Below are 13,311 nucleotides of genomic sequence, written 5' to 3'. Positions count from 1 at the left end.
CTTCGGAAACTTATCCATACCCAATCTAAAAACCCATGCAGGCTGTACGATCGGTGCAACTATTAAACTCCTAATATTTCTCTTCTTCATTTTTATCATCCTTTATTAGCTTGCACTAATTTGAAGCCCCCTTGCCTAGCTACTTTTTTTAGTTGGCAAAACTGCTTTTCAAATGGCACACATGTTATGTTATTTCTCTCAAGCTACCCTAAGTTGAGTGAAAAGCTGCAATGAAAAAAAGACAAAGTTTTTGACAAAGGCAGCTGACCCTATTAGTGTGAGAGACGTTATGACATTGGACTTATTTAGTCGATACATTATTAGAATGGGGGATATTATGAACCAGCTGTCAGAATTTATTATCGTCATCATTACTGCACTGTTTTTGATGGGCTTATATATTATGCGACGCCATAAAGTAAGTTTTTCTAAAACAGTGTTTACTGCTTTAATTATTGGGATCGTCTTTGGATTTGCCTTGCAGCTTATATTTGGGGACAAGAGTAAGATCGTCACAACGGCTGTTGATTGGATCAGTATCGTTGGTGACGGCTATATTGCTTTATTGCAAACTTTAGTTATTCCACTGATCTTAGTTTCATTGATCGGTGCGTTTACTAAACTCTCGACTACTAATGATTTGAAAAAAATCAGTGTGAGTTTTTTATCGACCTTATTGATCACTACAGCAGTAGCTGGCCTGATCGGGATCTTGACTGTATTTGCTTTTCATTTGCAAGGTGCCGATTTCATCAGTGGGTCAGCAACTAAGGGCAACTTGGATGTTATCAAGCAGCATCAGTCTCAGTTGGGAGATCAAAGTTTGCCACAGCAGATTTTAAGCTTTCTGCCAACTAATATTTTTGCGGATATGGCTGGGACCCGGGCTACTTCGACGATCGCCGTAGTTATTTTCTCATTGTTTGTCGGGGTCGCCTTCTTACATGTGCGTAATAATCGACCTGAAGCCGCTGGTACTTTTGCGCGGGGGATCGATGCTTTACAAGCAATCGTTCATCAGATCGTTAAATTTGTCATTAAGTTAACGCCGTACGGAATCTTGGCTCTGATGACCAGAGCGACTGCTACAAGCAGTATCAAGTCTATTTTGAATTTGGGTATTTTTATCGTTGCTGCTTATGTGGCACTAGCTGTCGTATTGATCATTCATACATTGATCTTGTTAGCATACAAGATCAACCCAGTGACTTATTATAAGAAGGCTTGGCCAGCATTGTTATTCGCGTTTACTTCCCGGACAAGTGCTGGGACTTTGCCGCTTAATGTCCAGATCCAAACCAAGTCATTAGGCATCAGTTCGGTAGTTGCAGATTTTTCCGCCAGTTTTGGTTTGACGATCGGACAGAATGGCTGTGCCGGTGTTTATCCTGCAATGATTGCTACGATCATCGCACCAACAGTTGGTATCAATGTTTTCTCACCGCAGTTCATTCTTAGTTTGATCGCCATTGTTACTATTTCTTCCTTTGGTGTCGCTGGTGTTGGTGGCGGCGCAACCTTTACAACGCTGATGGTCCTTGGTACTTTGAACTTGCCAGTCGAGATCATGGGTGTAATTATTGCTATTGACCCGATCGTTGACATGCTCAGGACATTGGTCAACGTTAATGATAGTATTATTGCTGGTATTATCGCTGCACGCAATACTGGACAATTGGATACCAAAGTGTTGGATGATAAGTCTAAGATCATTGAATCCTCGATATAAAAAACAATGTTAATGGCAAATGATGTAGCGTTACACATTTTGTTAAGCAACTAAAAAGGAGCTTGGGTTTTCACTCAAGCTCCTTTTTTGGGTTTAAAGATAATGATCTGTAGGTAAGAATTAATCGTCTTTGTTAGCGAGCTGTTTCAATTTGTTGAAAAAAATATTGGCCGCTTTTGACAAAGTTAGTCCTTTATTCCAAATAACACTAATATTGACAGAAAGTTCCGGCTCGAGCGGTACAAAAGTCAGGTCAGTTCTTATGTCAGTCGGGATGATCCCTTTAATGCACAATGCATAACCAACTTTTTTTCAACTAGCTGGGAAGCATTATAGAGTAAGCTATAGCTGCTGACCACATCGATGTTATTGAGCGAGGTGCCAAGCCACTCGGAAATAAGGCCATTATTTAATGATTGGCGTGACACTATGAGAGGTTGCTTGAATAATGTTTGAGGCGTGACCGTTTTTTCCTTCGCGAGGGGCATGTCTTTATGGCATAAGATGCCCCAAGTATCAGTAACTGGCAGCTGAATAAAATTGTATTTATGCTTATCGAACGGGTCGATGACTAGTCCAAAATCTAAGATACCATTATCCATGTCACGCATGATATCATCGCCATCGCCACTTGATAAGCGAAACTTGATTTGTGGATATTCGGCATGAATTACTTTAATGACCTGCGCAATAATTGAGGTGCTTGGTGATTCACCGGCTCCGAGCGAGATCTCGCCTTGGACCTCTTTTTGAGTCTGCAAATTTTGATGGGTATGATCGACTAGACTAAGTATTTTTTCAGTCTGTTGCTGTAAGTACAAGCCTTCTTCTGTCAAATAAATCTGTCTATTACCTCGGCGAAATAGTGTGACTCCAATTTGATTTTCTAGATCTTTTAGTTGGCGTGACAGAGTTGGTTGAGATACATGTAGGATATTTGCTGCATGTGTAATATTTTTTTCTGTTGCGACTACTGAAAAATAGTGTAAGATTCTCAGTTCCATAATGACCTCCTTAACCATACGTAGCATGAATGACTGGACATTTATTATAAGTATTAGATATATCAGCATAAGCATACTATACTAGAAGAAAAACAGAAAGTGAAGTGAAGCGATATGAGTTTGAAAAATGTTTTAGGAAGGCGATCAGAAGAACAATATATTGCTGCAGATGATCCTATTTACGAGAAAATTAATGAAATATAAGCTGAAACTGGTGATTTAGTGGCTGAATTAAATCAGGGGCCGCATACTAAAAATCAGATCAATGAAATGCTTGGCAAGATAATCGGAGAAGATGTCGATCCGTCGATCAACTTGTTGCTGCCTTTTTATACTGACTTCGGCCGGCAGCTTAGCTTAGGGAAAGATTTTTTTATTAATCGGGGTGTTATGATCGCTGATTTGGGTGGTGTTGAGATCGAAGATGGGGTTTTGATCGGGCCGTTTGCAAAAATCTTAGCAGTCGGACACGCTATTGACCCAAAATTACGGCATGGTGTTCAATTAGATCCGATCCATATTAAGAAAAATGCCTGGATCGGTGCTGGCGCGACAATCTTGCCGAGCGTGACGATCGGAGAAAATTCAGTCGTGGCGGCTGACGCTACCGTTACCAAGAATGTACCTGCTAATGCGGTAGTTGCTGGTACTCCAGCCAAATTTATGAAAGATGTTAGGTAAAGAAGCATGCATTTTAACGATAACAAAGTGGGTGAAGAAGTTGGTCTGCGTTTTGTTTGACTTAAACCCTGCTTTAAGTTTTATTATGGGTGTTGAAAGGATGTTTTGTCAGTTTGACAAATTAGTGATGTGATCATAAGTTCATTTCGCAGATTATGGTAATTAATTGGATAAGAAGAAGCAATTTTCGAAAGGAGAACAAAGATATGAGTGTTTTAAGTGAAGATTTTACTTTATCAAATGGGGTCAAGATCCCCAAAATAGGTTTTGGTACATGGCTGATCGATAATGACAAGGTCAAGGAACCAGTGAAAGCAGCCCTTAAAGCAGGCTATCGTCACATTGATACCGCTCAGGCATATGGTAATGAAGCTGGGATCGGCGAGGCTTTGAGCGAATCGGATATCGACCGGAAGGATCTTTTTATTACTACTAAGTTGGCCGCTGAGATCAAGTCATATCCAGAAGCAGTGAAAGCCATCGATGAGTCCTTGGAAAAGTTAGGACTTGATTATGTTGACATGATGATCATCCATGCTCCACAACCATGGGCCAATTTCCGTGAAGGCGATCATTACTTCGAAGGGAACTTAGAAGCTTGGAAAGCCTTAGAAGAAGCCTATAACGCTGGCAAGATCAGAGCGATCGGTGTTTCTAATTTTGAAAAGGAAGATTTGGATAACATCTTGCAAAATGGCACGGTCAAGCCAGTAGTCGATCAAGTTTTGGCACATGTTTCTAATACCCCATTCTCACTGATCGATTACTGCCAGCAAAATGACATTTTAGTAGAAGCTTATTCCCCAGTTGCGCATGGTGAGATCTTAAATAATCAAGGGTTGCAAAAGATGGCCGATAAGTACGGCGTTAGCGTTGCACAGCTTTGCTTACGCTATTGCTTGCAATTGGGACTTTTGCCATTGCCGAAGTCTGAAACAGCTAGCCATATTGAAAGTAATACGCAAGTTGATTTTGAGATCGAACAAGCTGATATGGACCAGTTGAAAAATGCTGAACACATCAAGGATTATGGTAAGTTCAATTCATTTCCAGTTTATGACAAGACTGATAAGGAATAAACGAAAGGAAGGGAAAAGCGTATGAGTGAGTGGACAAAAGAAGAACTAGCTGCAATAGCCCAAGATGATAACCTCTATATTTCGATCCCAAATGAAGACGGTTCGATGCACAAGCCAACGTGGATCTGGATCGCTGAAGCAGATGGAGATCTATATTGTCGTGGTTATGCCGGCGTAAATGCTCGCTGGTATAAGTCAGCTCAACGAGAAAAACACGGTCACATTTCAGTGGGCGGCGTTGAAAAAGACGTGCGTTTTGAATTTCCAACAGACGCCAAAACTACTCAGGCTGTGGATGCCGGCTATCAGTCCAAATATGAGGGCAGTCCTTATTTGCCACCGATGGTTACTCCTAAAGCTCAGCAGGCAACGGTGCGGTTAGTACCGGAAAATTAAATTATTAAAATAGGCGTGCTGCTAGATGCACGTCTATTTTTATGGTCAGCGTATTAAAAAGACCGCACGCTATTCAAAACAGCGTACGGCCTTTTTTAGTGTTGAGGTCCATTTTACAAGGCTGCCTGTCCGCCATCGATCGAGAAGGTTGCCGCCGTTGCAAAGCTAGCCGCGTCTGAACATAAGAATAGTACAAAATTAGCAATGTCAGTTGGCTTACCGGCAGCGTCCATCGGATTTAAGCCAGTCATCGCAGCCCAAGTTTCCGGACTATCTTTATACCTTTCAGTCATCTCAGTTTCGATCAGACCAGGCGCAACAGCGTTCACTCGGATACCTTCTTTGGCATGATCAAACGCAGCAGCTTTAGTCATACCGATCACGGCGTGCTTGGCCGTAATATATGGCAACATATTGTCAGGACTGGCACTTAGGCCGGAAATGGATGAAGTATTCACTATTGCACCACCGCCGTGATCTTTCATATAGGCGGTTTCGAATTTCATGGCTAGATAAACGCCCTTTGCATCGACTGCCATCGTTTGGTCGTAATCCTTTTCCGGCATTTCGGCTGTTTTATGAGGACTACTTGCCATCCCAGCATTATTGAAAGCTACGTCTAGCCCACCATAGGTATTGATCGCCGTATCGATCAAATTTTTTACTGACTTCGGATCTGACGCATCAGTTTTGACAAATGTTGCTTTTCCACCAGCCTTATTAATTGCGTCCGCAGTTTGTTGCCCAGCATCAGCGATATCACCGAGCACAACATTAGCACCACTTTTGGCAAAAAGTTTGGCTGTTTCAGCTCCGATCTCGGTGGCGGCACCCGTAATAACAGCTGTTTTTCCGGTAAAATCAAAATTAACCATTGACATAAGAAGACCTCCTTGTACGTTTGTTAGATTATTCACAATTAATGATAACCTATTTTATTGTGTTAATAAATCGGTATTAGGGTTATTGGCGAGGGTCGTTATAAATTGGTTATTTAGTCGCAAATGGGGAATTTGTCGACCAAGTTTTGTCTTCAAAGCCGTTAGTCAGGTTGATGAATGGCTCGGCTTAGGCTTTTAAACCATAACTCGAGGCGATGAACGGCTCAGGCCAGATGAATTTAGTCTGCAAGCTTTTTGTTTTATGAAACCAGAGTTGGTCACAAGCTAGTTATGCTTACTGACGCAACACTTATTATAGAGATTGATGTGTTGGACGAACGATTACTTCGCTGACCGAAAAGTTTGATTCGCTGCCAATTGCAAATTCAACGGCTGAAGCGACTTGTTCAGGATGAAAACTGTCAATGTTTTTTGTAGAAGTTTTATGCAAATTGCTTTTGATCAGCATCGTTGATCTGGTTAAACAACCCCCGTGCTGGTGCTTCCTGGTGAGATGGGCGTTGTTTTGATGTTGTTTTCTGCTTGTTCAACACGCCAGCCATCCTTAATTGCACGAACGGCAAATTTAGTACCACTATAAACTGTTCTATCTGCGCCAACTACAGTGCCTGCCACAGAGTCAATGGTAATGATGTTGCCACTAGGCTTTTTGGACATATTGGGCAAGACTGCAGCAATATAAGTTTATTGATTTGCAGCATATCTTGCCATTCAACCCGACGTACTTCATTGAGTGGGGCGGTTGGACGATCCCAGCATTATTATAAAGTATGTCAACTCTTTCGTAGTCATAAATAGGAAGAGAAATTATTGAAGCAGTTTTAGTCATATCCCTTATTTTCCATGACATTATTAACATGAAGGTCTAATACAAATTTACTTTGAGAACTTTTGAAGTAAGAGTTTGAAAATTCAAAGGCTCTACCTTTTTGATCATAAGCCGTTTGTTCGATTACCAACACGGGATCATTTTTTTCGATCCCGAGAGCTTCGGCAATTTCTTTATCAGACCTTTCCGCGTAAATTATACGGCGAGCGTCTGTGAGTTGCAACTTGGCGACTTTACCTAAATAATCATAAACAGAATTTTTTAGGATCTTCTTATTTATTGCAGCTATGTAAACAGGCATAATGGTATGTTCGAAGCTATAGATCTTGTCGTTGATCATTCGGACTCTTTTAAATTCATAAACTGGACTATCTGGTGAGATGTTTAAGTTTTTTTGTTCTTTTTGTAAGGGTAATCGGGCATCGAAATATAAGATTTTGCTTGAGATCCTTGAATCTCTGTGTGAATAGGTGACACCAACTGGATAATCTATGGGCAATAGTTCACTTTTTCCAAAATCTACTTGTGGTCGTATGAAAGTCCCAGCCCCTTGCTGTGTATATATCAAACCTTCATTTTGTAATAAATTTAACGCTTTTTTTAAAGTTATCCGTGAAACTTTAAACTGGTCTGCTAATTCTTCTTGTGGAGGAAGTTGAGACCCAGCTCTATAATGATTGGTTAAAATTCCTTGTTTTATTTCAGCATATATTTCTCGGTAAAGGCTCAAATTGTCAACCCCTATTTTACAATTCTGTATATACAAATCCTACCATAATATATTAGTTGTGTATATAAATATTATAAAAAGGTTTACAAATAAAAATGAGTATATATAATCGTAGACAGGAAAGCGTTTTCCGATATAAATAATATGAGGAGTCTTAATTATGAAGTTTAGTATTAAAGGTATGCAAGACGGATTATTAAAAGTTTCTTCATGGGTTGAAAGTAATAATATCCTTCAAGCTATCAAGAATGCATTTGTCCGCACTATTCCATTTACTGTGATCGGATCTTTTTCTAACTTGATAAAAATGGAATTAGATGCCCTGATCAAAGCACAACATTGGGAAAATACTCTTTGGCAGCAAATAAGTGACTTATTTGGATTTATTGGGACAGCTACTCTTGGTATCGTTGCCCTGATAGTAGTACTTTCTTCAGCGTATTCGTATGCACATGAGTTGAAAAAGAATCCTAAAAATAATCAACTTAACCCAATAATTGCAACATTGTTGGCTTTATCTTCTTATTTTATTATGGTACCGACCAATGTAAATTTTGCTGATCCTAAGGCTAAGGTAATTGAAGGGTATGCAACTTCTTTTTTCAGTTATGAAGGGATGTTTACCGGTTTAATTGTTGGTATGTTAGCCGTAGCAATGTTTGCTAAGTTTTCAAGAAGTAAATTTACTATTAAAATGCCAGGCTCAGTGCCGCCAAATGTTTTTGATTCTTTCTTTTCTCTGATCCCGATGGCAGAGGTTTTCTTGATTTTCGGAGCCGTTAGAATTGGAATTCAGGCTCTAGGATATGTTTCACTATTACAAATGATCTCAGACGTTTTGATCAAGCCGTTATTATCTGTTGGAACAGGACTTCCAGCTATTATTGTTGTTATCTTATTAGAACAGGTCCTTTGGTTCCTTGGTTTACATGGTTTCAATATTGTGTGGGGTGTTATTTCAGCTTTTTGGTTACCGCTATTTTTACAAAATATTGCACAATTTGCGAAAACACAAAGTTTTGCAGGCATTTCAATTGCTCCTAATACGATGACTAACGTTTATGCCATGATCGGTGGGTCAGGTGCAACTTTTGGCTTACTAGTAGCTATGTTGATCTTCACGAAAAAAGGTGAAAAGGAACGTGAAGTTGCTAAACTGGGTTTAGTTCCGGGCTTGTTTGGAATCAATGAGCCAATCATATTTGGTTTGCCGATCGTGTTGAATCCGATTATGTTTATTCCATGGATCATAGTCCCATTAGCTAACGCAATTATCGCGTACGTGGTCACAAAAATTTGTTGGGTGGTACCGTTGGTTGTTTTGAACTCTGGAAACGAACCAATTTTTATTAGTACTTGGATCTTGGGTGCTTTTCACATCAGTCCTGTGATCCTTACGTTGGTATTGGTAATATTGGATGTAGTTTTATATGCACCATTTGTAATTTTAAATCAGAAAAAGGAAAGACAAGAGATCGCCGCAGGGAAGGCAGCTTAGAAAGAAAAAAGAGGAGAGATTTATTGAATAATTTGGAAAAAATATATGTAGTGGCACATACTCATTGGGACTTTGAATGGTATTTTAGCCGGCAAGAAGCAAGGGTGCAATTTGCTTTTCATATGGATGAGGTTTTCGACGCGCTCACTATAAACAAAATTTCTTATTATGTGCTGGATGGTCAAATGTCCATTGTGGATGATTATTTGTCTACTTTTCCAGAAAAAGAAGGCTTACTACGAAGATTTGTCTCCGAAGGGCGGCTATTTATCGGTCCATGGTTTACGCAAATTGATGAAATGGTTACTTCAGGTGAATCTATTATCCGAAATTTACGGTTAGGCATCAAAGAAGCTGAACATTTAGGAGGTTCTATGAGGGTAGGATATTTGCCTGATTCATTTGGGCAAAGCCAAGATATGCCTAAAATTTACTCTGGAATGAACATTGATCATGTACTTTTTTGGAGAGGCATTCCAAAAGATATTAAAGCTCGTTATTTTTACTGGACAAGCGATGATGGTTCAAAGGTCTTAACGGCTAATATTAAAGATGGGTATTATGCGGGCGTCCAACTGGTCGAAAGTGACGACTTTGATGGATTGGTCGATAAAACGACTGCTGGACAGGGTAGTGATGTTCATCTATTACCTGTTGGTGGTGATCAAAGAGCTGTTGATTATAATTTAAAGCAACGTATTACGATAGCTAACCAGCAAAATACTAAAAATACCACATTTATTGAGAGTAATTACCCAGCATTTTTTGCAAAATTAGAAGAGAGTAAGCAAGAACTGCCAAGTAAAAGTGGCGAATTTATAGAACCAACTGTTTCTAAAATACATCGTGGGATCTATTCATCTCGAGCAGATCTTAAACAATTATATGATAAGCTAGAACGATTGATGACATATCAGGTCGAACCTCTTTGCGCCTTAGCTGTTGAGCATGGGATCCCTGATAAACAGGGAATGATCGATGATATATGGAAAACTATTGCTCGTGGTAAGGCACATGATAGTGCGGGCGCATGTAATAGTGATAAAACAAATGATGATATTTTGAACCGTGGAAAAGTCGCGTTGCAAGAGGGGCAAGCACTAGTTGATTATCTTTTACGTAAATTAAGTATCTCCGTGTCGGATGTGCGTCCTGATTCTTTGGTTATTTGGAACCCGTTGCCATATAAAACAAATGTTGTTAAAGAATTAGAAATATCCACAAGAACCAAACACTTTAAGCTTACTGACTCATTTGGTACAGAATTAGAATTCGATCAAATAGAGCAGAGTGAGCAAAATGCCTCTCCTTTGCGAAGAGACATCGCTAAGCGAGAAAATGATGTTTATTATTTAACAAAAATTGCTGTTACCGTTGAATTAAATGCTATGGATCGACAACAACTCTATGTTTTAGAAAACTCTCGGTATGAAAATAATAAGGTCGAAACCAATAGCCAAATTGATAACGAATATTATACTTTGACATTTGACAATGGAGCCAATCTTCGTCGAAAAGAAGATGGAAAGTTATTTAAGAACTTTATAACCATTGAAGAAAGTGGAGACGAAGGGGATACTTACGATTATTCGCCGGCATTTGATGATCTAGTATGTATGTTTGATTTTTCGGATAGCAAGTCAGTTGCGTTTCATCAAGGTAAACAAGTGGGTACCATGGAAATCAAAGGAAGTTGGCAGATGCCATATGATTTGCAAAGCAGAGCTAAAAGAAAAGTAAACGGTCAAGTTAACTATAGTTTGACTTTAAAGCTATGTGCAAATTCAAAAGTGGTCGGCGTCAGATTAAAAGTGGATAATCGAGTGTTAGATCATCGCTTAAGGTTAGTGCTTAATACTGATGTTCATGCACAGAATTCATATTCTGATACTCCTTTTGGTGTTGCTAAGCGGCCGGTTGAAGATGTTCATTTGAAGGATTGGCAAGAAATAGGATACCGTGAAGAACCAACCAGTATGCGTCCGATGATACATTTTGCAAATGTACATTCTCAAAATAGTAGTTGGAGTTTCATAACTGGAGGTTCAAAAGACTTTCAAGTTATCGGTGAAGATTACGAGCAACTTGCTGTCACTATTCTCCGAGGTGTTGGTTACTTGGGACGTCCGGACCTTTTACGGCGTCCAGGAGATGCTTCAGGATTGGAAACGAGGTATGTTCCAACTCCAAAATCACAGCTGCAGCAAGAATTTGTTTTTGAAGGTGGGATCATTGCCAATAGGGACTTTGACCCAGAAAATTTGCAACAAGAATATATGCAAATGACACAAACTGGTTTATACTACCAAAACCAAAAAATCAATCGTTTTACTAGCCCGATCCAATATTTTCAAGTGAATGAAATGGAAAATAAAGTGAATCATTTACCATTGTTAGAAATTATTGAAGGACAAGTAGCTTTTAGCAGCTTACAAAGTTCTCGAGATAAAACGGGCATTGAAGTGCGGTTTTATAATCCTAGAAAGCAAACGATAGATAAGCCAGGAAAGATACTGCTTAAACAGAATGCAACGGTCTCTTTGCTAGATTTGGAAGGCAAAGATAAAGGCCTGCTTTGTGATGGAAACAGGGAATTTGAGATGCAACCATTTAAACCGGGTGAGATCAGAACCTATGGAATATATTTTAAAAAGTAGAGTGATATCCTTATGCTAAATCAAGAAAAGCTAATTACGGATTTAAAAAAAGTCAGCGAAAAAATAAATGGTCCAGATGAAAAAGCAACTAAATTATTTCGACACGTATTTTTAGATACAATAAAAAATACTGTTCAAATCAAAGAAAATGGGCAAGTGTTCATTTCAACTGGAGACATCCCAGCAATGTGGCTAAGGGATTCAACTTTTCAAATCCTACCTTATCTAAAAGTTGCTGTCCAGGTACCTGAAGTAAGGGAACTGTTAGCGGGTGTGTTGAAACAACAAATAGAAAATATAAACGTTGACCCTTATGCCAATGCTTTTAATGATGGAGCAACGGGAAAACATTTTAGCGCTGACGAGTCCAATATTCCAATTTCAGATAAAGTTTGGGAAAGAAAATTTGAAATTGATTCATTATGTGCGCCATTGTATTTGGCGTACCAATTATACAGTTCAGGTTATCAAAAGCATTTGAGTGAGGTATATTGGCATACAGTTCGCAAAATTATGAATGTTTTTAAAACAGAACAAAATCATCCACAGTCAGAATATTATTTTAAGCGAACTAATTGCCCACCTTCAGATACTCTATCTAATTCTGGGCGCGGCCACGAAGTTAAACCAACAGGAATGGTGTGGAGTGGTTTTCGTCCAAGTGATGATGCCTGTACCTATGGTTATTTTATTCCAGGCAATATGTTTATTAAGTCCGTGCTAAAGAAAAATTTAGAAATGTTGCCAAACAAAAAAGATTATAGCGATTTGAAGAACTCAATGGTGACGATGATCAAAGAAATTAGCGTTGGTATCGAAAAGTATGGCGTGATTACAACAAGTACTGGGACCCAAGTTTATGCATATGAGGTCGATGGTTTTGGGAACCAGTTATTTATGGATGACGCTAATACACCTAGCTTAATGGCGTTACCTTTTTTAGATACGGCTTTATATGGTGATGAGCTCTATTTAAACACGCGGGAATGGTGTTTGAGTGAAAACAATCCATATTATTTTTCTGGTAAATATGTGGCTGGTGTAGGCAGTCCCCATACTCCAGAAAATTTCGTTTGGCCGATGTCTCTGGCAATTGAAGGTCTAACTTCACAAAATGAGGTATTGATCAAGGGTCAGATAGATAAAATAGTTGAACTTAGTTACGCATCGATGCAGGTCCACGAAAGCATCAATATAAATGATCTATCAGACTTTACTCGTGAGTGGTTCTCTTGGGCTAACATGACGTTTTGTGATTTGATTTTGCATTATATTGACGTCATAAAAAGTGGAGACGATTTTGATAAATAACATTGAGATATCCTGATTGAGCAAAATTGGTTATGAATTTTTGCCACTAGATGTGACCAAATAAAGATCTAAGTTTGACTAAGCAGCAGAAGAGAGGCTTTAAATCAATGGAACGGAAAATGCCTGAGAATTTTTTATGTGCGAAATTCGATTTCAAGTATGCAAACTGAGAGAGCGTACAATGAGGGCGGTAAAGGAAAATCAGTATAAGATACTTATCCTGCCACTGCTGATAGCTTAGATTAGAAAGTAGCCATTGATAAATACCACAAATGCGCAGAAGGTTTTGGTTTGATGAAAGGATAAGCGCAAAACTGTTATCGCTTTCGAACTTCTTGGAAGTCGGATGGATCCATTTGGAGATGGAAACTTTAGTGAAGAAGTCATCGATTTTTACAGTCAACTAATAGAGACTTTACCAGAACGTAATATCCAGTCTAGGATGTAGTTATACGATTTGGATATGTCATTGAATTTGGCAAAAAAATATAATGG

At 39.0% G+C, this 13,311-nt stretch carries 11 protein-coding genes; 7 read left to right on the top strand and 4 right to left on the bottom strand.

What is annotated here, in order from left to right; all coding sequences use genetic code 11:
• Positions 1-337: 337 nt before the first annotated feature.
• Positions 338-1,729 (top strand): cation:dicarboxylate symporter family transporter, encoded by a 1,392-nt coding sequence (locus AC3XNE_RS01275; RefSeq protein ID WP_489832447.1) that lies wholly within the window; start codon positions 338-340, stop codon positions 1,727-1,729.
• A gap of 260 nt (positions 1,730-1,989) precedes the next feature.
• On the opposite strand, the gene AC3XNE_RS01270 is transcribed toward AC3XNE_RS01275, so the two are convergent.
• Positions 1,990-2,733 carry a LysR family transcriptional regulator gene (locus AC3XNE_RS01270; RefSeq protein WP_489832446.1) on the bottom strand — a complete coding sequence of 248 codons (744 nt, stop codon included), beginning with the start codon at positions 2,731-2,733 and terminating at the stop codon, positions 1,990-1,992.
• A 222-nt stretch (positions 2,734-2,955) separates the two neighbouring features.
• Between AC3XNE_RS01270 and AC3XNE_RS01265 the strand changes: the two genes are divergently transcribed.
• The 3 genes from AC3XNE_RS01265 to AC3XNE_RS01255 all read left to right on the top strand — a co-directional run bounded on the left by AC3XNE_RS01265 (position 2,956) and on the right by AC3XNE_RS01255 (position 4,889).
• The gene (locus AC3XNE_RS01265) at positions 2,956-3,414 is read left to right on the top strand and encodes a DapH/DapD/GlmU-related protein (RefSeq protein WP_489832445.1); all 459 of its coding nucleotides are present in this window, start codon (positions 2,956-2,958) and stop codon (positions 3,412-3,414) included.
• A gap of 206 nt (positions 3,415-3,620) precedes the next feature.
• Positions 3,621-4,493 (top strand): aldo/keto reductase, encoded by an 873-nt coding sequence (locus AC3XNE_RS01260; RefSeq protein WP_489832444.1) that lies wholly within the window; start codon positions 3,621-3,623, stop codon positions 4,491-4,493.
• Between the two features lie 21 nt (positions 4,494-4,514).
• Complete coding sequence (locus AC3XNE_RS01255) at positions 4,515-4,889, top strand: DUF2255 family protein (protein ID WP_489832443.1); 375 nt, start codon at positions 4,515-4,517, stop codon at positions 4,887-4,889.
• Between the two features lie 113 nt (positions 4,890-5,002).
• Here AC3XNE_RS01255 and AC3XNE_RS01250 read toward each other — a convergent pair whose 3' ends face one another.
• From AC3XNE_RS01250 to AC3XNE_RS01240, 3 genes are all read right to left on the bottom strand, one after another.
• Positions 5,003-5,770, bottom strand: a complete 768-nt coding sequence (locus tag AC3XNE_RS01250; protein WP_489832442.1) for an SDR family NAD(P)-dependent oxidoreductase — start codon at positions 5,768-5,770, stop codon at positions 5,003-5,005.
• A 480-nt stretch (positions 5,771-6,250) separates the two neighbouring features.
• Positions 6,251-6,448, bottom strand: a complete 198-nt coding sequence (locus tag AC3XNE_RS01245) for an SDR family NAD(P)-dependent oxidoreductase (protein WP_489832441.1) — start codon at positions 6,446-6,448, stop codon at positions 6,251-6,253.
• A gap of 164 nt (positions 6,449-6,612) precedes the next feature.
• Positions 6,613-7,350 (bottom strand): GntR family transcriptional regulator, encoded by a 738-nt coding sequence (locus AC3XNE_RS01240; RefSeq protein WP_489832440.1) that lies wholly within the window; start codon positions 7,348-7,350, stop codon positions 6,613-6,615.
• Between the two features lie 160 nt (positions 7,351-7,510).
• Here AC3XNE_RS01240 and AC3XNE_RS01235 point away from each other — a divergent pair, with 160 nt between their 5' ends.
• From AC3XNE_RS01235 to AC3XNE_RS01225, 3 genes are read left to right on the top strand one after another with little or no spacing between them, the layout of a single operon-like run.
• Positions 7,511-8,848, top strand: a complete 1,338-nt coding sequence (locus AC3XNE_RS01235) for a PTS sugar transporter subunit IIC (protein WP_489832439.1) — start codon at positions 7,511-7,513, stop codon at positions 8,846-8,848.
• A 32-nt stretch (positions 8,849-8,880) separates the two neighbouring features.
• Positions 8,881-11,505 (top strand): glycoside hydrolase family 38 N-terminal domain-containing protein, encoded by a 2,625-nt coding sequence (locus AC3XNE_RS01230; RefSeq protein ID WP_489833352.1) that lies wholly within the window; start codon positions 8,881-8,883, stop codon positions 11,503-11,505.
• Positions 11,506-11,517: 12 nt separating this feature from the next.
• Positions 11,518-12,816: a glycoside hydrolase family 125 protein gene (locus AC3XNE_RS01225; protein ID WP_489832438.1), complete on the top strand. Its 1,299-nt coding sequence runs from the start codon at positions 11,518-11,520 to the stop codon at positions 12,814-12,816.
• The last annotated feature ends 495 nt before the right edge of the window (positions 12,817-13,311 follow it).

This window comes from Ligilactobacillus sp. JN-6 (Y).1, assembly GCF_058111525.1.
This window is presented reverse-complemented; position numbering and strand designations above follow the sequence as displayed.